This window comes from Pandoraea sp. PE-S2T-3 (assembly GCF_002179965.1).
Classification (GTDB): domain Bacteria; phylum Pseudomonadota; class Gammaproteobacteria; order Burkholderiales; family Burkholderiaceae; genus Pandoraea.
Genome location: NZ_NGUQ01000035.1, coordinates 276,142 through 302,727, shown reverse-complemented (window position 1 = coordinate 302,727; position 26,586 = coordinate 276,142). Strand labels below are relative to the sequence as shown.

Genomic DNA, 26,586 nt, shown 5'->3' with positions numbered 1-26,586 from the left:
GGCTTACGGCCTAGGGCTTACGGCGCGGATCGCCATAGACCTTGGTAGCACAGGTGCCATCCACGCAATCGGGCGCGGCGCGTACCCCAAGCCACCGGGAGACGCGAAGGCGGTTGCGCGCAAACAGGCGGTAGAGCACGCGCGCCGCAGACCGCAGCGCAGGAACCCGCAACGGTGCCACCAGCCAGCCGCGTCCGGTCAGCGTGTAGGCGGCGAAGATGGCATCGATGCCGATCAGACACGCCCCCTCGGCGTCCCACGCATGCATCTGCGCATTGAGTGCGGAGAGACTCACGCCGAGTGGTGCGGGGTCGAACGCCGGCGCGGAAATATCCACGAACGCCAATCTCTTTGCCCGATCTCTGGCGCGCAGTTGTCCGATTTCCCTCACGCAGATTGGACAATTGCCGTCGAAGTACACCGTCAGTGCCGTAGCGCCCATCGCAAACCTCCGATTTCATTTGTTTCTGTCATTAACGAAATTAGGCCGCAACGACGCCGTCGTCAAGATGAAATTTCTGTCTTGACAGAAATTTCCGTAATGTCTAGATTTGAGTCCATGGAACTCACACCGATCACTGAACGATTCATTCTGCACTGGGGCGAGATGGGTTCGCGCTGGGGCGTCAACCGGACTGTGGCGCAGATTCATGCGCTGCTTTATCTGGCCGGACGGCCCGTCCCTGCGGACGAAATTACCGACACGCTTCAGGTGGCGCGCTCCAACGTGAGCACGAGTATCAAGGAGCTTCAGTCGTGGCGGCTCGTGCGCACGGTGCACGTGCTGGGAGATCGCCGGGAGCATTTCGAGACGTCGACCGACATCTGGGAGTTGTTCAAACTGATCGTGGAAGGGCGGCGCCAGCGTGAAATCGATCCCACGTTGACGATGTTGCGCGACACGCTGATGAGCCCCGAGATGTCGGCAGAAAGCCGCGAAACCGAGCAGCGCATGCGCGATACGCTGGACTTTCTCGAAACACTCACGACGTGGTCGGACGAGATGCTGCGGCTCAAGCCCGAGACACTGATGAAGACACTGGGCGTGGGCGCGAAGATCAGCCGCACGGTGCGGCGCAAGAAGTCGTAAAGCAGAGAGGCAGGTAGACCGGCGGGCGAAACATCAGAGGGTCGTCCGCATTTTTTTACTTCAATATTTCTGTTTATACAGAAATTACTGTAGGAGGTGTGAAATGCAATCGATGCTTTTCTTCGCCTTGTCTTTGGTGATTCCCATGACCAGCGGGTTGTTGGTGACCCGATACCTTGGCCCGGTGCTTGGCAGAGTGCTCACGGATCTGTGCGGTACCCGCGAGCGTGCTGATTTCTGGGTGCGAATCTGTATGGTGTTGCTGGTGGCGTTGCCGCTCTTTCTGGTGCTGCTGGTCTCGCCGGGCAGGGTCTGTCGACTGGATGCCGTTGAGTGCGCGGTCAACCTGATACGCGGCGCAAGCTTTTTCACGGTGATCGGTTTGTTGCTGGGCGTCTGGATCATTGCCTCGACGGTGCGCCGCTACTTGCCGAAGCCGGGCGCCAAGGCGCAAACGGAGAGTCTGGCGCCCGCCCCGGTCCCGGCGTTGACCTCGGGCCCGGCCCCGGCCCCCTCCCCAGTTCCAGTGCCGATGTCGCAGCGCGCCCAGCAATAAACCGCTGGGCGTGCCCGAGACCTGCGCCGTCTCTATTACAGCGCCAGCACCAGCTTCTTCCCGCAGGCGCGCGAGCAGCACGACATCATCTTCGTGTTCGCATCGCGCTCTGCGCGGGTGAGCACCACGTCGCGGTGGTCGACATTACCCTCAAGCACCTGCACTTCGCACGAACCGCACAAGCCTTCTTCGCAGTCACTCTGCACGTCGATGTTGGCGGCACGCAGTGCAGTCAGCAGCGTCTGATCGGCCGGCACCATCACCGTAATGCCCGAATCCTTCAGCGTGACTTCGAACGCGTGTTCCTTCTCCGGATCGAGCGTGCCCAGTTGCGACTGGAAGTGTTCGACGCGCAGGGTGTCTTCCGGCCAATGCGCGCAGCACTCGGCCAGACCGTCGAGCATGCGCACCGGGCCACAGGCATAGACCTGCGTGTCGGCGCGCGGTGCCGCAAGCAAATTCGCGTAATCGGCGCGCTGGCCTTCGTCCTTGACCCACAGATGCAGACGTTCGCCGTGCTGAGCCTGAAGCTCGTCGATGAGCGCCATGGTGCGGCGGCTGCGGCCGCTGTAGTGAATCTCGTAATCGATGCCCAGCGCCTTCGCACGACGTGCCATCGCAGCGATCGGCGTCACGCCGATGCCCCCGGCGACAAAGATGGCGCGTGGCGTCGTTTCATCCAGACGGAAGTGATTGCGCGGACCGCGAAGGCGCAGGCGGTCGCCGGTTTGCAACCGGGTGTGCACCCAGTTCGAACCGCCCCGGCCTTCCGGCTCGTGCAGCACGGCGATCTCGAACGCACCCGCGTCTGCCGGGTCACCGCACAGCGAGTATTGACGCGACAGGCCCGTGTCGCCGCACTCGATATCGATGTGCGACCCCGGGGCCCAGCGTGGCATGGCACGCCCATCGGGGGCAACCAGACGCAGCTTCACGATGCCTTCGGCAACGGGCGTCACGGACTCGACCACGACCGGACGCGTCACGCTATGACCCGACGGCTCGCCAATGCGCACCGGCGAGTGGTTCGTCAGCACCGACGGGTCGGTGCGTTCCGGGTTCATCGCCGGATTCCACTCGACCCACACGTGCTCGGGGCCACGGAACGATGTGTTCGGCACATACGAGAACTGCTGTTCAGACAGCTTCATATGCGGCAGACGGCGCGTGAACTCTTCGAGGAAGATCTGCATTTCCATACGCGCAAGGTTCTTGCCCATGCACTGGTGCGAACCGTAGCCGAAGGTGAGCTGATCGCTCGCGTTCTCGCGGCGAATGTCGAACAAGTCGGCGTCGGCGAAGTGGCCTTCGTCGTGATTGGCCGACGACGTGACGATAAGCAGCTTCGAACCCGCCGCGATGTCGATGCCGCCGATGGTGACGTCCTTCGTGGCAAGCCGTCGCCACGCGGCCACGGAGCCGTTGTGGCGCAGGCATTCTTCCACCGCATTGGGAATCAGCGACGGGTCTTCGCAGATTTCGCGCCAGACGTCCGGATGCTGCAACAGCAGCTTCATCGCGTTGGCGGTGGCGTTGGCCGTGGTCTCGTGCGCGGCGACGATGCCCGCCATCATCATGGAATGCAGGTAGGAGTCGGTGACGACTTCGGGGTAATCCTTCTGCTTGCGAATTCCGTATTGCATCCAGCCCGGGCCGTCCGGCTGCTGGCGCATCTTGTCGAGAATCTTGCCCGCCAGTTGCCAGAAATTACCGACGGCGTGTGCGACGGCCACCTGTTCTTCGGGCTTCGGACGTCCCCACGTGTTGACGGTGTGCGCGATGGAATACTCGCGCAGCTTGTCCATGTCTTCTTCGGGCACGCCGAGAAAGTGCAGGGCGACGGTCAGCGGCACTTCCCACAGCATCTGGTCGACGAGGTCGGCACGGCCATCGTCGATGAAGCGATCGACATACTCGCGGGCCAGTTGGCGCACGAGCGGTTCGTGATGCTTGAGATGCTCCGGCGTGAACGGCTCCATCAGCACGCGACGGCGCGGCATGTGTGCGGGCTCGTCTTCATTCACGAGGGTGCGGTTGAGCGCGAAGCCGTACGACGCGAGCACGGCGTTGGCTTCGGGGCCGGTCGGCGTGATCTTCTCAAGCGCAATCGACGGGCTGAAGGTCAGGTTGTCGCGGAAGATGGCCTTGATGTCGTCGTAGCGCGTGACCACCCAGTAGCCGAGCTTGGGGCTGTAGAACACCGGCTCCTGATCGCGCGCCCAGCGCACGTACTCGGGCGGGTCTTGCTGATAGCCGTCTTCGAACGGATCGAACTCGGCGGCGCGGGCACTGATGGGGCAGCCGTTCGGTGCGACGGTGGCAGCAGGCGAGGCCGCCGGTGCCTGATGGAACGGGCAGCCAGCGGCGCGCGCGGCTTCGGCTGCGTTAGCTTCGTTAGCTTCGGTATTGGGGGAAGTGCTTTGGCTCATCCGGTCACGCTCTCTGGGTCCAGTGCGGCGTCGCCAACTTACGGCCTGCGACGTCACACGCAATCAAACAAGTGTAGAGGAGCGTCGCCGGTTCGGCCCAGCGCATGACACATGACACACGGCTCAGCCATCATCGTCATCGCGGTTACCTACGGCACGCGCGCAAGGCGGGGACGTCTCCTCAGCTCGATGCGATACGTTCTCTTACGTCACCTTTTCGTCGGCAGACGGACGTTCGCATTCTGTAAATCTATTAAGCGTAAATATAATACGCATTGCGTAAATAAGTGGACTGGGGTTAACCTCTACGTCTCATGACGTCGGACGACGCGGCATTGCGTCATAAAATCTCGCCGATGACAACAAACAAACGACCCACCGCCGGCCGACCGCGTAGCGCGGCCACGCTTTCCGCTGCTTCCGGTGCTGCGGGCGCCGACAGCGATGCTCCGCGCGAGCGCGGCCGGCGCCAGCGCGTGCAATCCGCCGAGACCGGCATGGTGGTGCTCAAGGGCCTCGCCAGACTGGGCGGACGCGCGAGCCTCACGGTGCTGGCGCAGTACGTCCAGCAAAGTCCGGCGAAGGTGCACCGGTATCTGATGAGTCTGGTGGAAGAGGGGCTCGTCGCGCAGGACACGGATTCTCAGCATTACCATCTGGGCCTCGAAGCGATGCTGATCGGTGTGGCCGCGATGCGGCAGGCCGATCCGGTGCGTGCCGCAGAGCCAGCACTAGTCCGGCTGCGCGAGTCGTTCGAAGTCACGTGCTTCATCGCGGTGATGGGGAATAAAGGCCCGACGATCGTGCGCTTTGAAGAACCCGGGCTGCCGGTGACGATCAACGTGCGCATCGGCTCGGTGATGTCGGTCCTCTGGTCGGCCGCCGGCCGCGTGTTCCTCGGTCTGCTGGACGATCCCCAAGTGCTGGCGATGGCCGAGGCCGAACTCGCCAACGCGACGCCGGAACATCGCGCCCAACTCGATCCGGTTGATCCGATCGGCACGCTTCGCCAATCGGTGCGTACGGCGCAAGGGGCCAGTGTTCGCGATACGAACCTGACCGGTATCAGCGCGCTGGCTGCGCCCGTGTTCAATTACGACGGCCGCCTCGTGGGCGTGATCACGGCTCTGGGCGCCACCGGCGGCTTCGACCCACGCCTCGATAGCCCCATCGGGGAAGCGGTTCGCCGCGAAGCACTCGCCGCCAGTCACGCGCTCGGCTACCGGCCACCGCTGCCTGCCAGCGCCTGATCGCCAGCGTTTAAGCGGCCCGGGGGCATCGTCCCCTCGGCGCTGTCGCCCCAGTTCCCGCCATCCCAGCACCGCATGCCCCCATCGGGGCATGACGTCTATCTAGGGCGTTTCCTATTGTTTTTGAGGGTTTTGTGACCTGCATCGCGTGGACGCACGTGCTATCATTTGATAATGATTCTCATTAACAATTATCGGAATCAACCTAATGAATGGCCGACGATGACATGAAGCCGCGCTGGCCGTCATCGGAGACCTCGCCCGTGGAGGTCGCAAATGCTCATGTTGAAACGTACCGTCGATCTCACGCCTCGCGTGTTGTCGATTCCATCTCCCGCGTTGACCTACGTGCCGCTTGGTGAGTTCGGGCAAGGCGCGCGCAAGGTGTCCGGCGGCGCCCGCCACCGGGCGCTTGCCAGTAGCGACGCAATCGACGGGGAAGTCGGCCCCGCCAATAGGCAATCGCCGCAATGTGAAGGCGACGAACTCTGGCTCTGGCGCTTTTTACTGGCCGGCCGCCCGTTCGGTGCCACCGGGGCCGCCGTCGGCGGGCCGGACGACGGCGCGACATGGCTCTCGCCCGCCGAGCATGCGCTGGCCCGCCGTCTGCCGCGTACCCAAATGCGCCACCGCTTCATGTCGGAACGTATCGCGCTGCGCTGGATCTTCGGCCGCTGGTTTCGCTGCACGCCCGCCGCCGCCCCAGTCCCCGCGGCGACGCCCGGGGTTTCCTCCTTCGAATGCGACAGCCCGCACGGCAAGGTGTGGATCGACATGGCGCATGCAGGCCTCTGGCTGTTTGTCGCCCTCGGTCACGGGCCGCTGGCTCTCGCCGCGCATGCGCCCGTCGGCGCGGTCGCGGAGATCGCCGACGACAGCGAGGTGCTGGCTTCGCAAGACCCCTTCGCGGTGGCGCGCGACGCTGCCCACCGACTGTGTCTGGCGCGACTGGCAGGCGAGGGCGAATCGCTCGCGTCAGGCGCCAACGTGCCGCTGCTTGCGCACCCTTACGTGAGCGTGCCCTACGCGGGGCGCACGCGCTATCTCTACGATATTTCCGTCGGCTCGCGCCTGACGGTGGTGGCCGCACGCGACACGATCGTGCATCGCATGCGTGGCTTTGGTTGGCAGAACTGAGCGATAGCCGGCGGCTTCATCTCTTGACGGTGAGTGTGGCGGGTGAGTCTGGCGGGTATGACAGGCGTGGTGAAACGTGATGGCGGTAGCGGGGGCGAGGGCGGCATCGGCAGCCCGCGGGAATTTGCGCTATTCTGCCCCGTTGTTGTGCCATCCCGTCATCGACTTCCTGGAGAAGAAGCTCATGCGCCGTCGCTATCGTCATACGCTCGCTGCTGTCCTAACGGTTCTTTCCCTGCCGCTGATTCCGCTCGCGGCTCACGCCAAAGCCCTCACGGTCTGTACTGAAGCCAGCCCTGAAGGCTTCGACGTGGTGCGATACAACTCGCTCACCACGACCAACGCGTCGGCCGATACGGTGTTCAACCGCCTCGTCGAATTCGACGCCGCACAGGCCAAGGTGGTGCCGAGTCTCGCAACGAAGTGGGAAGTGAGCCCTGATGGCCTCACCTACACGTTCACGCTGCGCCCGAACGTCGCATTCCATAGCAATGCGGACTTCAAGCCGACGCGTGCGCTCAACGCCGACGACGTGGTGTTCACGTTCGACCGCATGCTCAACCCGGACGCGCCGTGGCACAAGCTCACGCCGTCGGGTTTCCCGCACGCACAATCGCTGTCGCTGCCCAAGCTCATCAAGTCGGTGCAGAAGGTCGATGCCGACACGGTGCGCTTCACGCTGTCGGAACCCGACGCCACGTTCCTGTCGATGCTGTCGATGGGCTTCGCTTCGATCTATTCGGCCGAATACGCCGACAAGCTGGTCGCGACCAACAAGACGGATGACCTGAATGCCCGCCCGATCGGCACGGGGCCGTTCGTTTTCCGTAGTTATCAGAAAGACGCGATCGTGCGCTTCGATGCCAACAAGGCGTACTTCGCGGGCAAGCCGGCTTCCGACCAGTTGATCTACACCATCGTGCCGGACGCCGCCGTGCGTGCGCAGAAGGTGAAGGTCGGCGAGTGCCAGATTGCCCTCTCGCCGAAGCCGCTCGATGTGCAGGCGGCTCGCAGCGACAAGGCGCTGAAAGTGGTGGAAACGCCGGCGTTCATGACGGCCTTCGTCGCGATCAACACGCAGCACAAGCCGCTCGACGACAAGCGTGTGCGTCAGGCACTGAACATGGCGTTCGACAAGCCGAGCTACGTGAAGCAGGTCTTCGAAGGCACGGCGACCCCGGCGGTGAATGTCTATCCGCCGAATACGTGGAGCTATGCGAAGAACGTCGCCGACTATCCGCACAGCATCGAGAAGGCGAAGAAGCTGCTGGCCGATGCCGGCTTCCCGAACGGCTTCGATACGACGATCTGGACGCGTCCGAGCGGCAGTCTGCTCAACCCGAATCCGAAGGTGGGCGCCGAGATGTTGCAGGCCGATCTGGCGAAGATCGGCGTGCGCGCACAGATTCGCACGGTGGAGTGGGGTGAGTTGATTCGTCGCGGCAAGGCGGGTGAGCACGACCTGCTGTTCATGGGCTGGTCGGGCGACAATGGCGACCCGGACAACTTCCTGACGCCGCAATTCAGCTGCGCCGCAGTGACGTCGGGCACGAACTTCGCACGCTTTTGCGACAGCAATCTGGACAAGCTGATTGCAGATGGCAAGCGCACGCACGATATCGCCGCTCGTACGGTCAAGTATCAGGCCGCACAGAAGGTGATCAAGGACGATGCGCTGTGGATTCCGCTGGCCCATCCGAACGCCGCAGTGATCACGCGCGCCGGGGTGACGGGCTATCAGGTCAGCCCGTTCGGCCGTCAATACTTTGCCAACGTGGAAGCGAAGTAAGCAGCTAAAGCCGCAGCGCTACGCCGGTAGCACTGCGCAGTAAGACCGAACCGCCGCGCTGACTCGAAGTCATCCGAATCAGCGCGGCGGTTCTTTTTTCATCAATTTCCGCGCTGACCCTCTGCGTGATTCTCCGCTTCACTCTCTTCCTCTGCGATTCGGAAAATCTGTGAGAGATCGGCATCGGCCATGCCGCGATCGGCAGCGTCTTGCAGCAGACGGCGGACTTCGGGAATCACCCGTTGCACGGTCGCACTCGTGTCGGCCAGTTCGGCAATCGCATCCAGGTCTTTGAGTATGACCCGGACCGTGCCGGTCGCGTGATCGGGCGGCGTGACCATCCGCGGCCAGAGCGTTTGCATCAACACCGAGTCGGCCCAGCCGCCGAACAGGGCTGACGGCACTGCGCCCGTATCGATACCGTTGCGCTTGGCGAGCACGAACGCTTCAGCGAGCCCGGCCAGCGTGGTGGCAACGATGGCCTGATTGGCGAGCTTGGTGGTTTGCCCGGCACCCACGTCGCCCATGCGCGTCACTCGTGCCGAGAACGCCCGCAACGTCGGCGTCACGGCGTCCACGGCATCTGCCGCGCCACCGGCCATCACCGCCAATGTGCCGGCTTCTGCACCCCCGGTGCCGCCAGAGACCGGGGCATCGATCCAGACGTTGCCCGTCGCTTCCGTCCAGCGTGCCGCCAATGAGCGCGTGAGCGCCGGTGACAGCGTGGAGTGATCGACGAGATAACGCGGGGGCTTGGCTGCGTGCACGAGCCCGTGCTCGCCAAACACCACGTCTTCCACCGCCTTGCCGTCGCCCAGACACAGCAGGGCAATGTCGACCTGCTCGCCGAGCGTCTGCGGGCTATCGCAGGCGCGCGCGCCCGCCGTGGTCAGTGCGGTCAGCTTGGCGGCGGACCGGTTCCAGATGGCGACGTCGTGCCCGGCGGCCAGCAGCCGTTGCACCATCGGCTCGCCCATGCGGCCGATGCCGCAGAACCCGACTCGTAGGGGATGCTTCGATTCCATGCGTTATTCCTTGGCGGTGGTTGGCGTCTCCCCGATCGACGCTTCGTAGGGCCATTCGACCGCACCCGAGTGCGTGACGGCACCGAGCTTGGCCGGACGCACCAGCGCTTCGTACTTCTCGAGCACACCGCCGAGGCGGCCGCGCACGAATGGCTTGGTGCCGGCCGCGCGGGCGGCTAGTTCGTCGTCGGAGAGTTCGACGTCGAGCTTACCCTTGATCGCGTCGATATGGATGCGGTCGCCATCGCGCAGCAGACGAATTGGCCCGCCAGCGGCCGCCTCCGGGCCGACATAGCCGATGCACATGCCTCGCGTCGCCCCCGAGAACCGGCCGTCGGTGAGCAACGCCACCTTCTCGCCCATGCCTTGCCCGTAGATGGCCGCCGTAACGCTAAGCATCTCGCGCATGCCGGGGCCGCCCTTCGGCCCTTCGTTGCGAATCACCAGCACGTCCCCTTCGCGATAGGTGCCTGCCGCGACCACGGCCATGCAGTCTTCTTCCGTTTCGAAAACGCGTGCCGTGCCCGAGAACACCAACTGCTTGAGCCCGGCGGTCTTGAGTGCGGCGCCGTCCGGCGCGAGATTGCCGCGCAGCACGACCAGCCCCGCATTGGGTGACAGCGGTTCCGTGTGCGGTTTCACCACGCGCCCATCGGGGCCAGGGAAAGCGCGCAGTGCGGCTTCGAGCGTTTCGCCGCTTTGCGTGAGCGTGTCGCCGTGAATGTGACCACCGGCCAGCAGCGCGTTCAGCACGGCCGGCACACCGCCCACATGATGCAGATCAACGGCCAGATAGCGCCCGCCCGGCTGCATGTCGCCGATGAGGGGCGTGCGCGCCAGTACTTCGGAGACGTCGTCGAGCGTGAATGAAATGCCGGCCTCGTGTGCGATGGCGGGGATATGCAGCATCGCGTTGGTCGAGCCACCGGTGGCGGCCACGGCAGCGCAGGCGTTTTCGAGGCTCTTGCGCGTGACCAGATCGCGCGGCAGCGGCCCGCCATTGCGCAGCGCGCGCATGACGTTTTCACCCGCGCGGCGGGCGATGGCGATGCGCTCGCTGTACACGGCCGGCACCATCGCCGAGCCCAGCGGCGCAAGTCCCAGCACTTCCGCAACCATCGCCATGGTGTTCGCGGTGAACTGTCCCGGACACGACCCGGCAGTCGGCGTGCAGCGCTTTTCGATGCCACGCAGGGTATCGAGCGACATATCGCCACGCTGCGCCGCGCCCACGGCTTCGATGGCGGTGAGAATGGTGGCCTGCGTACCATCCGGTGCGACGCCCGGCAGCATGGCGCCGCCAAAGAGAAAGACGCCGGGCACGTTCACTCGCACCATGCCCATCAGAATGCCCGGCAGCGTCTTGTCGCAGCCGGCCACGCCCACGAGCGCGTCGTAGCAGTGCGCGCGCACGAACAATTCCACGCTGTCGGCAATGGTTTCGCGCGAGACCAGCGAGAAGCGCATGCCGGAATGGTTCATCGACGTGCCGTCGGAGACCGAGATCGCGGACCCGCGAATCGGTACACCGCCACCCGCCGCGACGCCGAGCCGAACGTTGTCGGAGATCTGGCCGAGCGACATGGAGCAGGGCGTGTTCTCGCCGAAGGTGTCGACAATGGCGACAAACGGCTTGTCGATGGCCTCGTCGTCAAGACCGGTGGCGCGCAGGAAAGCGCGGTGCGGTGTGCGCGTAATGCCTTCGGTGACCGTGCGCGAACGGTGTTTGTGCAGATCAGTCATGGGGAGTCCTGTTGTTCTGTGGGGGCTGTGGCGCCGTCATGCTCAGGCTCAGGTATTGAGCAGCAGGCCGTTTTCGATCGCGAGCACCTGCCCGGTCATGGCCGGCGCATGGGCGGCGAGGAACCACGCCAATTCGGCGATTTCCGCCGGTTGCGATACCCGCTTGAGCGGCGCGTTCTCGCGCATGCCGTCGACCACGCGCCCGTAGGCTTCGTCGCCCAGCACGCGGCGCAGCAGACCGTCGTCGACCATGCCGGGGGCAATGGCATTCACGCGGACTTGCGGGGCGAGATTGCGTGCCAGCGATAACGTCAGCGAATTGACCGCACCTTTGGACGCCGCATAGGCAATCGACGACCCCGTGCCATTGAGCGACGCCAGCGACGAAATGTTGATGACGGCGCTCGACCGGGCCGCCGAAGCGCTCTCGCGCAGCAACGGCGTGGCGGCGCGCGTCATCTGGAACATGCCGATGAGATTCACGCGATAAATCCGCTCGAACTCGTCGGCATCGATGGCTTCGAGATCGCTGTGGGCAATCACGCGCGTGGTGCCTGCGCTGTTGACGAGCGCATCGAGACGGCCCCACTGCTCGGCGACACGCGCCACCATGCGGCGGCAGGCGCTGTCGTCGGCCACATCGGCATCGACGACGAGCGCCTGCGCGCCCGCGTCGCGGCATTGCGCGGCCACGGTCTCGGCGGCGTCTCGCGTGCTGTCGTCGAAATTGTTGATGGCCACGGCCCAGCCGTCACGGGCAAAGCGCAACGCGGTGGCGGCACCGATGCCGGTGGCGGCACCGGTGACGAGACAAACGGGAAAACTCATGCGTGACTCCGTTGCGGCTTGAGCGTCATCACGAGGATGGCGCCTGCCACCAACGCGCACGCCAGCACGATCATGCCCGGCAGCAACTGGCCGGTACTGTCTTTGAGAAAACCGATGACATACGGGCTGACGAAGCCCGCGAGATTGCCGGTCGAGTTGATCAGGGCGATGGCGGCGGCAGCGCCTGCGCCACCCATCATCGCCGTGGGAATGCCCCAGAACACCGGCGCGATGGAGTTGATGCCGATGGCGGCCACGACGAGTGCCGCCATCGACCACCAGAGATGTTGTGCCAGCAGCACCGACGCGAGCATGCCCGCCGCGCCAAGCAGGCAGCAAATGGCGACGTGAAGGCGGCGCTCGTTGCGGCGGTCCGCATGACGTGCGACCAGAATCATCGCGACCGCGCTGATCAACGAAGGCACTGCCGAGAGCAGCCCGATATTGCCGAGATTGGCGACGCCCGCCGCGCGAATCATCGTCGGCAGCCAGAACACCAGCCCGTAGTTGCCCATGGCGATGCAGAAGTACAGCAGGCCGAGCATCCACACTTTGCCGCTGCCGAAGACTTGCCGCACGCTGTGATGCGCGCGCGTGCGGTCATCGGCGGCGAGGTCGGCGGCGAGCAGACGCTTCTCTTCAGCGGAGAGCCACTTCACGGTTTCGATGCGGTCTTGCAGCACGAAGAATGCTGCGATGCCGACGACGAGCGAGGCGAGCCCTTCGATCAGAAACAGCCACTGCCAGCCGGCCAGCTCCTGCACGCCGCCGAAGTGCTGCATGATCCACCCCGACAGCGGGCCGCCGATGGCACCCGACACGGGAATGGCCACCATGAACAGCGCGATGATCTGCGAGCGCTTGCTCGACGGGAACCACTTCGACAGATACAGCACGATGCCGGGAAGAAGCCGGCTTCGGCCACGCCGAGCAGGAAGCGCAGCACATAGAACGACACCGGCCCCTGCGTGAACATGGTCAGGCACGAGATGATCGACCACGTGACCATGATGCGGGCGATCCACATACGCGCGCCCACACGATGCAGGATCAGATTGCTGGGCACTTCAAAAATGAAATACCCGAGGAAGAACACACCGGCGCCCGCGCCATAGACCGTCTCGGACAGCGACAGGTCGGCGAGCATTTCCAGCTTGGCGAAGCTCACGTTCACGCGGTCGATGTAGGCGACGATGAAGGCGAGAAAGAGGAACGGGATGATGTGCCAGGTCAGCTTGCGATACAACGCATCGCGTTGCACCGGGTCGACGGCTGCGCTTGCGCCGCCGCTCAGGGACGTGCTCATGGGTGTTGTCTCCGTGGACGCGTGCCGTAGGGCACGTCGAGTTATCTGGCAGCGTGGTGTTCGCGCATCAGGTTATGCGAGGTGAGGTGGTTTGTTCGACATCGCGGAAGCTCCCGGGAAGCGGGAGACGTCCGCTGAATGCCGTCAAAAGCCCTGCACGACAGCGCTGCTCGCTGAAAGGGTAATGTCAGGCACGCGCTCCCCGCAAATCACACTTTCACCCTGCGGCATTACCGTTTGGTTATGATGTCGGCGCTTGTGCCATTCTTTTGCCGCCAAGGGGCGGCGTTCACCGATCTCGCGAGGCATCTGCCGTGGCAACGACCGACAACACCATCGAGCGCTTCTTTCGCAGCGGCCTGAAGCTTGGCCATCTGCGCATTCTGGTGACGTTGGGCGAGTTGCGCCAGGTGACGCGGGTGGCTGCGGCGTTCCACGTGACGCAGCCAGCTATCTCCAAGCAGATTGCCGAAGTGGAAGAGGCGCTGGGCGCACCGGTCGTGCAACGGGTTGGCAACGCGGTTGAGCTGACAGGCATCGGGCGCGTGCTCGTGGAGCGGGGCACGGAAATACTGCGGCAGATCGAACTCGCGCGGCGCGATGTGAGCGCGCTGACTGCGGGGACGGCAGGCCACGTGCGCTTCGGTGCCGTGGTGACGATTCCCCAACCGCTCATCGCCCACGCCGTTGAGTTGTTTACCCGGCGCGCACCGACGGCATCGTTTTCGTTTGTCGAAGCCACGCTCGACCGGCTGCTCAAGATGATGGACGAGGGCAATCTCGACCTCGCGCTGGGGCGCAATCGCGTGGCCGGGCATTTGCCGGTGATGCGCCACGAGTCGTTGCATCACGAGCCGTTCGTCTTTGTGGTGGGCGCCCGCCACGCGTTGGGCGGCCCCGATACGGTGGTCAGTTGGGACGACCTGCATGACGTGCGCTGGATCACCCCGATGCGCGGCTCGCCTGCCTTCGCCACGATGGTCGAAATGCTGGCCGAGCACGGCGTGACGCTGCAACATCCGGCCATCGAATCGAGTTCTCTGGCGTTGAATCTGTCGTTACTGCGCGGCGGCGATTTTGTCTCGATCCTGCCGCTCTCGCTGGCTCGCCGTTACGTGCAGCGGGGCAGCATGCGCGTGTTGCCGCTGCCGCCGCTGGCCCCGCTGGGCGAGGCAATCCTGTACTGGCGCGAAGACACCACCACACCCGCCGCGCAACTCTTTGCCGCTTGTCTGCGCGAATCGTCGGCCGAATTGATCGAGGCGGGTTGAGCGGTGCCTTTGCCGGGTGCTTAAGCCGTCGCCAGCGCGGCGCGTTTCACGCCATAGCGCGCCCCCGGCGTGCCATGCCCGAGGTGCTGCGAGAGCGAACGGCGCGAGGCTTCGTGGGCGGTCCACTCGGCACCGTCCTGCAACGGCGGAATGGTGACGATTTCCCCCTGATCGAGTCCGGCCAGCGCGGCGTCGACCAAGTCTTGCGACGACATCAGCCATTCCTGCGGCAACTCGCCGTGCGGCTTGCCCGCCACATCCCAGAATTCCGTCACCGTGGCGCCGGGCAGAACCGCCTGCACGCGCACGCCTTTATCCGCCAACTCGTGATGCAGCGATTGCGACAGCGTGAGCACGAAGGCCTTGCTTGCGCCGTAGACGCCGTTGAGCAGCTCGGGCGCGATGGCAACGATCGACGCAATATTGATGATCGTGCCGCGCCCGCGCGCGACAAAACCCGGCACGGCGGCATAGGTGAGGCGGGTGAGGGCGGTCACGTTGACGTCGATCATCGTGTTCATTTGTTCGACGTCGGCTTGCAGCAGCGGCGCAACGGCACCGAAGCCGGCGTTGTTGACGAGCGTGTCGATGCGGGCGTCTTCGCGCAAGCGGGCTTCCACCCGGGCCTGTCCTTCACGGGTGCCGAGATCGGCGCTGAGGATGTCGACGTGGCGGCCGGTTTCGGCCTGAATGCGTTGGGCGACTTCGCGCAGGCGGCCGGTGTTGCGGGCCACGAGAATCAGATCGTGGCCGCGACGGGCAAGACGGTCGGCATAAATAGCGCCGATGCCGGAGGACGCGCCGGTCACGAGGGCGGTGCCCGGTGCGTGTGAGGGAGTGGCTGTGGTGTTGACTGTGGCGTGCGACATGATGAATTTCCTATGCGAATGAGTAACAAGTCGAGTGCGTGACTGAGTGCGTTGGCCGCGTGGTTCGCAATGACGCCAGTAGCGGAGTTGCTGCATGACGCTGGCCAATGACTTCAGTGTGGTCTCGATTGCCAATGTCTCAAATGACAGGAAAACCACTTTTCAGGACATTTTTGTCCGGCGCTGAATTGCGCCGCCGACTAGAATCCAAAGCATTGCAATCTCTCGCGCCGGCCTGCACCCGGCACGTTGTCAGCCATGGCGTTACGTATCGGGTTGGTGGTGTATCCGGGGTTTCAGATGATTTCGCTCGCCGCGATGTCCGTGTTCGAGATCGCCAATTTTGGGCGGCCGGCGCCGCTCTACGACGTGAGCGTTGTCTCGGTGTCGGGTGGCTTGGTGCGCGATTCGGCGGGGATTTCCGTGGCGACCGAGGCGATTGGCCGTCGGCGCTTCGACACGCTGTTGGTCGCGGGGGCGACGATCGTGATGCCGACCGAGCCGGAATTGATCGCGGCGTTGCGTCGTGTCGCGCCGCGCATGCGGCGAATGGCGAGCATCTGTTCCGGCGCCTTCGTGCTGGCCGACACGGGCCTGCTCAACGGGCGCCGCGCAACCACGCACTGGGGACAGGCGCATGCGCTCGCGCAGAACTATCCCGAGGTGATCGTCGAAGAGGACCGCATCTTCATCAATGACGGCCACGTGTGGACATCGGCCGGCATGACGGCGGGCGTTGATCTGGCGCTGGCACTGGTCGAGGCGGACTTTGGCGGCGACGTTGCACGTGAGGCATCGCGCCAACTGGTGGTGCACTACCGGCGTACTGGCGGGCAGTCGCAGTTCTCGACGTTATCCACGCTGGAGCCGAATTCGGATCGGGTGCGCACCGCGCTCGCCTATGCCCGTGAACATTTGCGAGAACCGTTGTCGGTGGAGCAACTGGCTGCACAGGTGCATTGGAGCGCACGCCACTTCAGCCGTGAATTCACGTTGCAGACCGGGCTGACGCCGGCCAAGGCCATCGAGAAGCTGCGGCTCGAAGCGGCGCAGGCGTTGCTGGAGGACGGCGAAGCGTCGATTGCGCGAGTGGCCGATATCACTGGCTTCGGCGATGAAGAGCGCATGCGCCGTGCGTTTGTCCGCACGCTGGGCAAGCCACCGCAGGCGCTGTTGCGCGAGGCGAGGGAGCGCGTTCGCGCCTGATCCGGGCGGGCGCGCTGCTCACAACCACGGGTAACACGCGCCAGCCCGGCGAGGCACGCACGGGTGTATCGCGCGCCACGGACGTGACCATTCGGCCGTCATGCCGCGCTAATCCAGCATTCATGCGGGCTTCATGCGAAAACGGGCCGACAAAACCGGCCGCTTTCGCCGAGGCACAGGTTGTAAGCGTTTCATGAACGAAACACTTTCTGCACCTCGACCTTCGATGTCTCGCAAATCAAATTAATAGTTCTTTATAAATCAATGGGTTGAGTGCTCTGGCACGAAATTCGCGTGCATGAAGCGTGTATGGCGAAGCGCCAACCCGGATTTCCGCAGGCTGTTGGCAAGGGGTTCCTGTGCATTGGTGCACGGGCCGGCCCAGTATTGCCCGCGTTTTTCGTAGCTGCGCTCACGCCGTAATGCCGGACCTTTTGGCGGGGTCGGGTGTGTTCCGAAGTGAGTCGTGCGCGTGCGCGGGGAGGGGACCATGAACGGGTTCAAGGCGACATTAGTAGGTACAGCAGCAGCGCTGATGCTCTGCGGAATTGCGATCAATGCAACCTATGCGGCCGGTGGCGGCGGGGGTGGACGCGGCGGAGGCGGTGGCATCGGCTTCGGCGGCGGCGGCGGTATCGGCAATGGCGGCTTCGGCGGCCTCGGCGGATTTGGCGGCACCGGAACCGGGACGGGCACAGGCCCCGGCGGTGTCGGGATTGGCGGCTGCGGCTGCGGGAGCCACGGCAGCAGCTCTGGTGGCAGCAGTTCCGGTGGCAGCAGCTCTGGCGGGAGTAGCTCCGGCGGGAGTAGCTCAGGGGGTAGCAGCTCTGGCGGCAGTAGCTCGGGCGGCAGTTCCAGTGGCGGCAGCTCCGGCGGTAGCAGCTCAGGTGGTAGTTCCGGCGGCAGCTCAGGCGGCAGTTCCGGTGGCAGCTCGGGCGGTAGTTCCGGCGGCAGCTCAGGGGGCAGCTCAGGTGGCAGCTCAGGGGGTAGTTCCGGCGGCAGCTCCGGTGGTGGCAGTTCCGGCGGCGGCATCGGCGCTAGCGGCAGCAGCGGCGGTGGCGGTGTTGCGGGCCCGGGTGGGCGCGGATTGGGCGGGGCGGCGGGCGGCGGTGGACTCTCCGCGTTCGGCGGTCCGGGCAATGTCGGCGCAGGCGGCGGATGTTCGATGAATGGCCAGGGCGGCGAAGAGCCGTGCCCCTGAGTCAGTGGCGGTGGCGGGCCCGCACGCGTTCGGCACAGCGCGTGCGGGGTCTGTCCAGAGATCAAGTTGGCTAACGAGTTTCGCAGGTTGTTCGTCGGTTCCTGACGCGACCGGCTGCCGGTGTTACCGTCAGCCGTGCCACCCCCCCGGCCCGTGATCAGGCTGTTCTCCCGGCGAAGCGCCCCTTCGGTTATCCGAAGGGGCGTTTTTTTGTGCGCGAGCACTGATCCATGTCTCGATCCACTTCCCCGTGATTTGCCTGCGCTATCGATATCGCCAAGGGATATCGAAATGCCGATAATGTATTTCGCGTTAACCCCTATCTATGGCAGCATCCGGGGTCTGGGTCGCTGCCGGCTGGCCTTAGGGGGAACAGGCGCTAACCGCGCGCTGGCACCTGTGACGGCACCTCGCAGCCGTTACACCGCGCAGACGACCCTTGCGACCCAACAGGTTCCAATAAGTCAAACAAGCTTCGAAGGAGAAATCGAACATGCTGTCCCGTCAACTGATCAACGCATTCATCGGCGCAACGTTTGCGCTCGCTTCGCTCGGCGCTTCGGCCCAAACGGCCGACAAGCCCCTCAAGGTCGGCACCATGGCCGGCTCGGATGCGCAGATCTTCGAAGTCGTGAAGAAAGTGGCCCATCAACGCGGCCTCGAAATCAAGATCATCGAATTCAGCGACTACGCCCAGCCGAACGCCGCGCTCGACGCGGGCGACCTCGACGCGAACGGCTTCCAGCACAAGCCGTTTCTGGACAGCCAGGTCAAGGACCGTGGCTACAAGCTCGTGACCGCCGGCCTCACGTACGTTTCGCCGCTGGGGTTCTACTCGAAGAAGTACAAGTCGCTGAAGGATCTGCCCAACGGTGCCAAGGTCGGTATCCAGAACGACCCGTCCAACGGCAGCCGCGCGCTGCTGCTGCTTCAGAAGGAAGGTCTGATCAAGCTGCGTGCCGGCCTCGAAGGCAAGAACGCCACCCCGCTCGACATCGCCGAAAACCCGAAGAAGCTGAAGATCGTCGAACTGGAAGCCGCCCAACTGCCGCGCGCACTGCCGGATCTGGACGCTGCGTCGATCAACACGAACTTCGCTGCGCAGGCCGGTCTGGTGCCGCAACGTGACGCCATCGCCATCGAAGACCTGAAGGGCCCGTACGCCAACCTGATCGCCGTGCGTGCGCAAGACCTGAACAAGCCGTGGGTCAAGCAACTGGTCGATGCCTACCACTCGGACGAAGTGAAGGAATTCATCAAGACGCAGTTCAAGGGTGCGCTGATCGCGACCTGGTAAGTCTTGACGGCGCTTCGGGCGCCGACGCAGGCTATGTCATAAAAAGCGGGCTCAGTCGTGAACTGAGCCCGCCTTTTTTTCATGCCGTGGCAACGAATAAATGACGTCGCAGGCGGGGCAACCCTTGACTAGAATGGAATCGACATTCCGATCGACAGGAGGTTGCCATGTCCATGATCAATGTCTCGATGATGCTGGTAGCGCTACTGGTGGGTTTCGCGATCGGCATGCTCGTAGATCACTTCTGGGTGACGCACCACGACGAGTCAGGCCCCGAGCACAAACGCCTCGACTGGCACGATATGTGGGAGCGTATCCGCCACCAGCATTAACGCAGCTTGCGCCACAGCGTCGAACGGCTGATGCCCAGCGCTTCGCATGCCGCCATGCGGTCACCGCCGCAGGCGGCAAGCGTCGTGTGAATGCGCTCAAGTTCGGCGGCAGCGCGGCGTTCACGGCCGGTCAGCGGTGCCTCGGCAGGTGTGTTCGCCTGATCTGCGTTCGCACGTATTTCCCGGCTGCCGTTCGTTTTTGAAACATCCTGCAAATCCCGCGAAGTCTCGGACTCCGCCGCGCCGCCCAACTCCGGCGCAATCTCGATCAATCGCGCACGGCTGATTTCGCGCGCATTCACGACGTCGGCACACACCACCGCAATACGCTCCAGCAGGTTCTCCAACTCGCGCACATTGCCCGGCCAGCGATACATGGCGAGCAGCGGCAACAGCGACGCTTGCAGCGCATCGACGCTCATGCGCGCCCCTGCCCGCGCAAGCGCCCGTTCGAGAAACAGGGGCGTGAGACGCGGCAAATCCTCCATGCGCTCGCGCAGCGGCGGCAGCACCATGCGCAGGATGTTGAGCCGGTAATACAAGTCCTCGCGAAACACACCGGCTGCCACTTGCTGGCGCAAATCGCGGTGCGTCGCAGCAATCACCCGAACGTCACACGGAATCGGTTCGTTGGCGCCCAAGCGCAGCACTTCCCGCTCCTGCAACACGCGCAACAAACGCGTCTGTAACGGCATCGGCATTTCGCCGATTTCATCGAGAAAGATCGTGCCGTTATGGGCGGTCTCGAACAACCCCGCCTTGCCTCCGCGCCGTGCGCCGGAGAACGCGCCGTCCTCGTAACCGAACAACTCGCTTTCCAGCAATGTCTCGGGAAATGCCGCGCAGTTGATCGCGACGAACGGATAGTCGCGCCGCCGGCTCGCGTTATGAATGCCTTGCGCCAGCAACTCCTTGCCGGTGCCGCTCTCGCCGTGCACCAGCACGGTCGAATCGGTTTGCGCATAGCGGCGTGCGAGGGCGCGCACTTGTGTCATGGCCGCCGAGTCGCCGATCAGGTCGTCGAGCCGGTAGCGTGCCACCAGATGGCGTGGCCGATGCCGTGAGCGCAACGAGCGGTCCACCCGCGCAAACGCTTGTGAATCCTGACAAGTGAGCAGTGCCCCCGTAAGCGTGCCCTGATCGAGCAGCGGAATGCGGTTGACGACCCACGTCTTGCCCGCCATCGTGACGATCGCCTCCAGTTCCGCGCTCGCGCTTTCCAGCGTGCGGGAAATGTCGAGCCCGGGGGCAATCGAGTCGAGCGGCCGGCCGACGACGTCGGCAACTGTCACGCCCAGCATGCCCGCCATCGACGCATTCATCGCTTCAATGCGTCCGTTCAGATCGACCGCCACGACGCCTTCGCGAAGGTGGCGCAGCACCGTGTCGAGCCGCTCGCGGCGTTGCGCTTCAATGCGCCCGAAGCGAGCCACTTCAAGCGCCGTATCGAAGGCAGCGCGCACGGAGTCCTGCGAATACAGAAACACGCCGGTGAGACCCGCGCGTTCGGCGAGTTCGGTCACGAGGCCGGGGCCGACGATGACTTCCGCGCCCTCATCGCGCAGACGGTGAACAAGGTCGTCAGCATCGTGCGCATCGAGATAGGCGTGCTGTGAAATGTCGAGGCCGAAGGCATGCTTGAAGCGCTCGAATTCCGGCGCCGGGCGTGCATAGGACACAAGGGCGATGCGCGAGGCCGGCGACGTCGAGGGCAGCGCGCGGCGTGCGCGCGCCAGCGCATGCATCACGTCGAAGCCGGTCACTTTGACGAGCACCACGGGCAACGCGACACGCTCGCGCAGAAAGGCCCCGTTCGAGCCCGCCGCGACGATACCGTCGACACTGCCTGCGGGAAGCCGCTCAAGCGCTTCGATGACCGCTTCGTAACCCTTGTCGATGATCTCCACGTCGGCCTGCGCTGCGTAGTCGGGAACGATGTCGCGATACAACTCGCCGAGCTTGCTGATGCCGACCGCCCAGATCACCGGCTTGCGCACGGCGGTGGCAGGCAAGGCAATGCCTGAGCGCGACAATGCAAGCGGCAGACGGGAAGCGTCGGAGGTGGAGGCGGGCATACGCAGATCCTGAGTGGCTTGGCGACGCAGGAAGGGGGGGGCAACATCCCGCTATCGCCGTGAAACGAATCGCGTTATCGTAGCACGATGTCTCAAATGTTCCATTTCATGTTTCAAAATGAAACGCATTGCGACATATGGGAAATTGCCAAGCGAGACCGAGCCTTGCGGCACTTGACGTAAACGTCACAAGCGCGCCAAATTTCCGCTGCTAAATGAATGTGTTAGCGGCGAGGCGAGAATTGCCGCCGCAGTGAGGCCGCTCGCTGGCACGCCCATTGCTATCTACAATCCGCTACCCAAGAACTATTCGCCGTTTCGGGCAGTACAGACGGCACCCGCACGTATCAACACACACTCACCGCGCCTGCGGTCATCGCCATCGAACGCCGGTGGTCGATGCCATCAGGCGCAACACGACCGAGGGACTCAAGTGACGCATACCATTCGTTCGGCCGGCGCCGCCTTCCGCGAGGCCGTCAAGACCGAGCAACCGTTGCAGGTTGTCGGCGCGATCAACGCCAATCACGCCTTGCTGGCGAAAGCTGCGGGCTTCAAGGCGATCTATCTGTCCGGCGGCGGTGTCGCTGCCGGTTCGCTGGGCTTGCCCGATCTGGGGATTTCCACGCTCGATGACGTGCTTACCGACGTGCGCCGCATCACCGACGTATGCGATCTGCCGCTGCTGGTGGATGTCGACACCGGTTTCGGCCCGTCGGCGTTCAACATCGCGCGCACCGTGCAATCGCTGATCAAGTTCGGCGCAGGCGCCATGCACATTGAAGATCAGGTCGGTGCCAAGCGTTGCGGCCACCGTCCCGGCAAAGCGATCGTGACCCAGCAGGAAATGGTCGACCGTATCAAGGCCGCCGTCGATGCCCGCACGGATGAGAACTTCGTGATCATGGCGCGTACCGATGCGCTGGCCGTCGAAGGCCTGCAAGCGGCGATCGATCGCGCATGTGCGTGTGTCGAAGCCGGTGCCGACATGATCTTCCCCGAAGCCATGACCGAACTGCCGATGTATCGCCAGTTCTCCGATGCCGTGAAGGTGCCGGTGTTGGCCAACATCACCGAATTCGGCTCGACACCGCTCTTCACCGTCGAAGAACTCAAGAGCGCGCAAGTCGGTCTGGTGCTGTACCCGTTGTCGGCGTTCCGCGCCATGAACAAGGCAGCGCAGAACGTCTATCACACGATTCGTCGCGACGGCACGCAAAAGGCCGTACTCGACACGATGCAAACGCGCGCCGAGCTCTACGAGAGCATCGGCTACCACGCTTATGAACAGAAGCTCGACGCCCTGTTCGCACAACAGAAATAACCGAACCCCTGATCTGGAGGAAAGCATGAGCGAGACGACTGCAACCGGTTTCAAGCCCAAGAAGTCCGTGGCCCTGTCGGGCGTGACCGCCGGTAACACCGCGCTGTGTACGGTGGGCCGTTCGGGTAACGATCTGCACTACCGTGGCTACGATATTCTGGATCTGGCCCAGACCTCGGAATTCGAAGAAATCGCCTACCTGCTGGTCTACGGCAAGCTGCCGACGGTGCCCGAACTCAAGGGCTACAAGGCCAAGTTGAAGTCGCTGCGCGGGCTGCCCGCTGCGGTCAAGACGGCGCTGGAAGCCGTGCCCGCTGCGGCGCACCCGATGGACGTGATGCGCACTGGCGTGTCGGTGCTCGGCACGGTGCTGCCGGAGAAAGACGATCACAACATCCCGGGCGCGCGCGATATCGCCGACCGCCTGATGGCCAGCTTCGGCTCGATGCTGCTGTACTGGTTCCACTTCAGCCAGAACGGCGTGCGCATCGACGTGGAAACGGACGACGACAGCATCGGCGGACACTTCCTGCACCTGCTGCATGGCGAGAAGCCGTCCGACCTGTGGGTGCGTGCGATGCACACCTCGCTGATTCTCTACGCCGAGCACGAATTCAATGCGTCGACGTTTACGGCGCGTGTGATTGCGGGCACGGGGTCGGACATCCATTCGGCCATCACGGGCGCTATTGGCGCACTGCGCGGCCCGAAGCATGGCGGCGCCAACGAAGTGGCGTTCGAGATTCAGAAGCGCTACGACTCGCCGGACGAGGCGGAAGCCGATATCCGTGCGCGCGTGGAAAACAAGGAAGTGATCATCGGCTTCGGTCACCCGGTCTACACCGTGAGCGATCCACGCAACAAGGTGATCAAGGAAGTGGCGCACGAGCTGTCGAAGGATCAGCAGAACACGAAGATGTACGACATTGCCGAGCGTCTCGAGACGGTGATGTGGGACGTCAAGAAGATGTTCCCGAATCTGGACTGGTTCAGTGCCGTGAGCTACCACATGATGGGTGTGCCGACCGCGATGTTCACGCCGTTGTTCGTGATCGCACGCACGTCGGGCTGGAGCGCGCACATCATCGAGCAGCGCATCGACAACAAGATCATTCGTCCGAGCGCCAACTACACCGGGCCGGAAGATCAGAAGTTCGTGCCGATCGAAAAGCGCTGAGCGCTGTCCGGCTTAAGGTCGGACTCGTCGGACCTGCCGGACTTATAACTTCCTCACAAATGATGAATACCGACTACCGTAAATCCCTGCCCGGGACGTCGCTCGACTATTTCGACGCCCGGGCCGCCGTCGAGGCGATTGCCCCGGGGGCTTACGACACGCTGCCCTACACCTCGCGTGTGCTTGCCGAAAACCTGGTGCGCCGCTGCGATCCGGCGGCGCTGACCGAGTCGCTCAAACAACTGATCGAGCGACGCCGGGATCTGGATTTCCCGTGGTTCCCGGCCCGCGTGGTCTGCCACGACATTCTCGGCCAGACGGCCCTCGTCGATCTCGCCGGCCTGCGCGATGCCATCGCGGCGCAAGGCGGCGACCCGGCGCTGGTCAACCCTGTCGTGCCGACACAACTCGTGGTCGATCACTCGCTTGCCGTCGAATGCGGCGGGTTCGATCCGGACGCGTTCGCGAAGAACCGCGCCATTGAAGACCGTCGCAACGAGGACCGTTTCGACTTCATCAACTGGACCAAAAAAGCGTTCAAGAACGTCGACGTGATTCCCCCGGGCAACGGCATCCTGCACCAGATCAATCTGGAGCGCATGAGCCCCGTGGTTCAGGTGAGTCAGGGCGTGGCGTATCCCGACACGCTCGTGGGCACCGACTCGCATACCCCGATGGTCGATGCGCTGGGCGTGATTGCCATTGGCGTCGGCGGCCTTGAAGCCGAGAGCGTGATGCTGGGCCGCGCGTCGTGGATGCGTCTGCCGGATATCGTCGGTGTGGAACTGACGGGCAAGCCGCAGCCGGGCATTACGGCCACCGACATCGTACTCGCGCTGACCGAATTCCTGCGCAAGTCGAAGGTAGTGTCGGCGTATCTGGAGTTCTACGGTGAGGGCGCTGCCAACCTGACGCTGGGCGACCGCGCAACGATCTCGAACATGGCGCCTGAATTCGGCGCGACCGCGGCGATGTTCTACATCGACGCGCAAACCATCAAGTACCTGAAGCTGACGGGCCGCGACGACGCATTGGTCGAACTGGTCGAGACCTATGCCAAGCAGACGGGCTTGTGGGCCGACACGCTGACCGGCGCGCAGTACGAACGCGTGCTGACGTTCGATCTGTCGAGCGTCGTGCGCAACATCGCCGGGCCGTCGAACCCGCACAAGCGTGTACCGACGAGCGAACTGGCCGAGCGCGGCATTAGCGGCAAGGTCGAGAACGAGCCGGGCCTGATGCCCGACGGTGCCGTCATCATCGCGGCCATCACCAGCTGCACGAACACCAACAACCCGCGCAACATGATTGCGGCCGGGTTGTTCGCCCGCAACGCCAACCGCGCAGGCCTCGCACGCAAGCCGTGGGTGAAGAGCTCGCTCGCCCCCGGTTCGAAAGCCGTCACGTTGTATCTGGAAGCCGCCGGTCTGCTGCCCGAACTGGAGCAACTCGGCTTCGGCGTGGTCGCCTATGCCTGCACGTCGTGCAACGGCATGTCGGGTGCGCTCGATCCGGTGATTCAGAAAGAAATCATCGCGCGCGATCTGTACGCTACGGCCGTGCTGTCGGGCAACCGCAACTTCGACGGCCGCATTCACCCGTATGCCAAGCAGGCGTTTCTGGCATCGCCGCCGCTGGTCGTGGCTTATGCGATTGCGGGCACGATCCGTTTCGATATCGAGAAGGATGTGCTCGGTGTCGACGGCAACGGCCGCCCGGTGAAGTTGGCCGACCTGTGGCCGAGCGACGAAGAGATCGACAGCATCATTGCGCAGAGCGTGAAGCCGGAGCAGTTCCGCCGCGTGTACGAGCCGATGTTCGCAGCGTCGGTCGATAACGGCGAGCGTGCCGACCCGCTGTACGACTGGCGCGAGATGAGCACGTACATTCGCCGTCCGCCGTATTGGGAAGGCGCGTTGGCGGGCGAGCGCTCGCTCAAGGGCATGCGTGCGCTGGCCGTGCTGGGCGACAACATCACCACCGATCACCTCTCGCCGTCGAACGCCATCATGGCCGATAGCGCGGCGGGCGAGTATCTGACGAAGATGGGTCTGCCGGAAGAAGACTTCAACTCGTACGCGACGCACCGTGGCGACCACCTGACGGCACAGCGTGCGACGTTCGCCAACCCGACGCTCAAGAACGAGATGGTGGTAGTCGACGGGCAGGTCAAGGCGGGCTCGCTCGCGCGCATCGAGCCGGAAGGCAAGGTCACGCGCATGTGGGAAGCCATCGAGACATACATGGCGCGCAAGCAGCCGCTGATCGTGATTGCCGGGGCCGACTACGGCCAAGGGTCGTCGCGTGACTGGGCGGCCAAGGGCGTGCGTCTGGCGGGCACCGAGGCGATTGTGGCCGAGGGTTTCGAGCGCATTCACCGCACCAATCTGGTCGGTATGGGCGTGCTGCCGCTGGAGTTCAAGCCGGGCACCGATCGCAAGACGCTGGGTATCGACGGCACGGAAACGTTCGACGTCATTGGCGAGCGCACGCCGCGCGCCGATCTCACGCTGGTGATTCATCGCCATAAGAACGGCCGTGACGAGCGCGTAGAGGTACCGGTGACCTGCCGTCTGGATACTGCGGAAGAAGTCTCGATCTACGAAGCGGGCGGCGTGCTGCAACGCTTCGCGCAGGACTTTTTGGAATCGTCACATGCGTGCGCTTCGGCCTGAATCAAG

20 protein-coding genes and 1 pseudogene are annotated in these 26,586 nt (G+C 63.9%); 12 read left to right on the top strand and 9 right to left on the bottom strand.

Annotated features, from left to right (window positions below; all coding sequences use genetic code 11):
• Positions 1-10: 10 nt before the first annotated feature.
• A complete protein-coding gene (locus CDV46_RS21815) occupies positions 11-442 on the bottom strand; it encodes a thiol-disulfide oxidoreductase DCC family protein (protein WP_087724929.1) in 432 nt (143 codons plus the stop codon).
• A 117-nt stretch (positions 443-559) separates the two neighbouring features.
• Between CDV46_RS21815 and CDV46_RS21810 the strand changes: the two genes are divergently transcribed.
• Together CDV46_RS21810 and CDV46_RS21805 are read left to right on the top strand one after the other, a co-directional pair.
• Entirely contained in the window at positions 560-1,090 is a 531-nt protein-coding gene (locus CDV46_RS21810; RefSeq protein ID WP_058378005.1) for a GbsR/MarR family transcriptional regulator, read from the top strand.
• 103 nt (positions 1,091-1,193) lie between these two features.
• Complete coding sequence (locus CDV46_RS21805; RefSeq protein ID WP_087724927.1) at positions 1,194-1,646, top strand: hypothetical protein; 453 nt, start codon at positions 1,194-1,196, stop codon at positions 1,644-1,646.
• A 35-nt stretch (positions 1,647-1,681) separates the two neighbouring features.
• Here CDV46_RS21805 and CDV46_RS21800 read toward each other — a convergent pair whose 3' ends face one another.
• Positions 1,682-4,075: a cytochrome P450/oxidoreductase gene (locus CDV46_RS21800; RefSeq protein WP_087724925.1), complete on the bottom strand. Its 2,394-nt coding sequence runs from the start codon at positions 4,073-4,075 to the stop codon at positions 1,682-1,684.
• 497 nt (positions 4,076-4,572) lie between these two features.
• On the opposite strand from CDV46_RS21800, the gene CDV46_RS21795 reads away from it, so the two are divergent.
• From CDV46_RS21795 to CDV46_RS21785, 3 genes are all read left to right on the top strand, one after another.
• Complete coding sequence (locus tag CDV46_RS21795) at positions 4,573-5,325, top strand: IclR family transcriptional regulator (protein WP_371328733.1); 753 nt, start codon at positions 4,573-4,575, stop codon at positions 5,323-5,325.
• 282 nt (positions 5,326-5,607) lie between these two features.
• Entirely contained in the window at positions 5,608-6,462 is an 855-nt protein-coding gene (locus CDV46_RS21790) for a hypothetical protein (RefSeq protein ID WP_140413453.1), read from the top strand.
• Between the two features lie 184 nt (positions 6,463-6,646).
• Positions 6,647-8,251, top strand: a complete 1,605-nt coding sequence (locus CDV46_RS21785; protein WP_058378009.1) for an ABC transporter substrate-binding protein — start codon at positions 6,647-6,649, stop codon at positions 8,249-8,251.
• Positions 8,252-8,352: 101 nt separating this feature from the next.
• Here CDV46_RS21785 and CDV46_RS21780 read toward each other — a convergent pair whose 3' ends face one another.
• The 4 genes and pseudogenes from CDV46_RS21780 to CDV46_RS21765 all read right to left on the bottom strand — a co-directional run bounded on the left by CDV46_RS21780 (position 8,353) and on the right by CDV46_RS21765 (position 13,153).
• A complete protein-coding gene (locus CDV46_RS21780; RefSeq protein WP_087724922.1) occupies positions 8,353-9,276 on the bottom strand; it encodes an NAD(P)-dependent oxidoreductase in 924 nt (307 codons plus the stop codon).
• Positions 9,277-9,279: 3 nt separating this feature from the next.
• Positions 9,280-11,019 (bottom strand): dihydroxy-acid dehydratase, encoded by a 1,740-nt coding sequence (gene ilvD, locus CDV46_RS21775; RefSeq protein WP_087724920.1) that lies wholly within the window; start codon positions 11,017-11,019, stop codon positions 9,280-9,282.
• 48 nt (positions 11,020-11,067) lie between these two features.
• Positions 11,068-11,847 (bottom strand): SDR family NAD(P)-dependent oxidoreductase, encoded by a 780-nt coding sequence (locus CDV46_RS21770; protein WP_087724918.1) that lies wholly within the window; start codon positions 11,845-11,847, stop codon positions 11,068-11,070.
• Positions 11,844-13,153: pseudogene (locus CDV46_RS21765) on the bottom strand (MFS transporter). The gene CDV46_RS21770 and the pseudogene CDV46_RS21765 overlap by 4 nt, the downstream one beginning before the upstream one ends.
• 314 nt (positions 13,154-13,467) lie before the next feature.
• On the opposite strand from CDV46_RS21765, the gene CDV46_RS21760 reads away from it, so the two are divergent.
• Complete coding sequence (locus CDV46_RS21760) at positions 13,468-14,424, top strand: LysR family transcriptional regulator (RefSeq protein ID WP_087686917.1); 957 nt, start codon at positions 13,468-13,470, stop codon at positions 14,422-14,424.
• Positions 14,425-14,444: 20 nt separating this feature from the next.
• Here CDV46_RS21760 and CDV46_RS21755 read toward each other — a convergent pair whose 3' ends face one another.
• Positions 14,445-15,293: an SDR family NAD(P)-dependent oxidoreductase gene (locus CDV46_RS21755; protein ID WP_087686918.1), complete on the bottom strand. Its 849-nt coding sequence runs from the start codon at positions 15,291-15,293 to the stop codon at positions 14,445-14,447.
• Between the two features lie 258 nt (positions 15,294-15,551).
• Here CDV46_RS21755 and CDV46_RS21750 point away from each other — a divergent pair, with 258 nt between their 5' ends.
• Entirely contained in the window at positions 15,552-16,499 is a 948-nt protein-coding gene (locus CDV46_RS21750) for a GlxA family transcriptional regulator (RefSeq protein WP_087686919.1), read from the top strand.
• 511 nt (positions 16,500-17,010) lie between these two features.
• Here the strand turns inward: CDV46_RS21750 and CDV46_RS27220 are convergent.
• The gene (locus CDV46_RS27220) at positions 17,011-17,241 is read right to left on the bottom strand and encodes a hypothetical protein (RefSeq protein WP_176399150.1); all 231 of its coding nucleotides are present in this window, start codon (positions 17,239-17,241) and stop codon (positions 17,011-17,013) included.
• A gap of 952 nt (positions 17,242-18,193) precedes the next feature.
• Here CDV46_RS27220 and CDV46_RS21740 point away from each other — a divergent pair.
• Positions 18,194-18,997, top strand: coding sequence for a MetQ/NlpA family ABC transporter substrate-binding protein (locus CDV46_RS21740; protein ID WP_058378018.1), 804 nt, complete (start codon positions 18,194-18,196; stop codon positions 18,995-18,997).
• A gap of 167 nt (positions 18,998-19,164) precedes the next feature.
• Positions 19,165-19,329 (top strand): hypothetical protein, encoded by a 165-nt coding sequence (locus CDV46_RS27215; RefSeq protein ID WP_157125726.1) that lies wholly within the window; start codon positions 19,165-19,167, stop codon positions 19,327-19,329.
• Here the strand turns inward: CDV46_RS27215 and prpR are convergent.
• On the bottom strand, positions 19,326-21,404 hold the full coding sequence (prpR, locus tag CDV46_RS21735) for a propionate catabolism operon regulatory protein PrpR (protein ID WP_254916155.1): 2,079 nt from the start codon (positions 21,402-21,404) through the stop codon (positions 19,326-19,328). The two genes, CDV46_RS27215 and prpR, sit on opposite strands and share 4 nt — an antisense overlap.
• A gap of 433 nt (positions 21,405-21,837) precedes the next feature.
• On the opposite strand from prpR, the gene prpB reads away from it, so the two are divergent.
• From prpB to acnD, 3 genes are all read left to right on the top strand, one after another.
• On the top strand, positions 21,838-22,728 hold the full coding sequence (prpB, locus tag CDV46_RS21730; protein WP_058378019.1) for a methylisocitrate lyase: 891 nt from the start codon (positions 21,838-21,840) through the stop codon (positions 22,726-22,728).
• Positions 22,729-22,753: 25 nt separating this feature from the next.
• A complete protein-coding gene (prpC, locus tag CDV46_RS21725) occupies positions 22,754-23,905 on the top strand; it encodes a bifunctional 2-methylcitrate synthase/citrate synthase (RefSeq protein ID WP_087724915.1) in 1,152 nt (383 codons plus the stop codon).
• A 62-nt stretch (positions 23,906-23,967) separates the two neighbouring features.
• The gene (gene acnD, locus CDV46_RS21720; RefSeq protein WP_176399157.1) at positions 23,968-26,580 is read left to right on the top strand and encodes a Fe/S-dependent 2-methylisocitrate dehydratase AcnD; all 2,613 of its coding nucleotides are present in this window, start codon (positions 23,968-23,970) and stop codon (positions 26,578-26,580) included.
• Positions 26,581-26,586 lie beyond the last annotated feature (6 nt).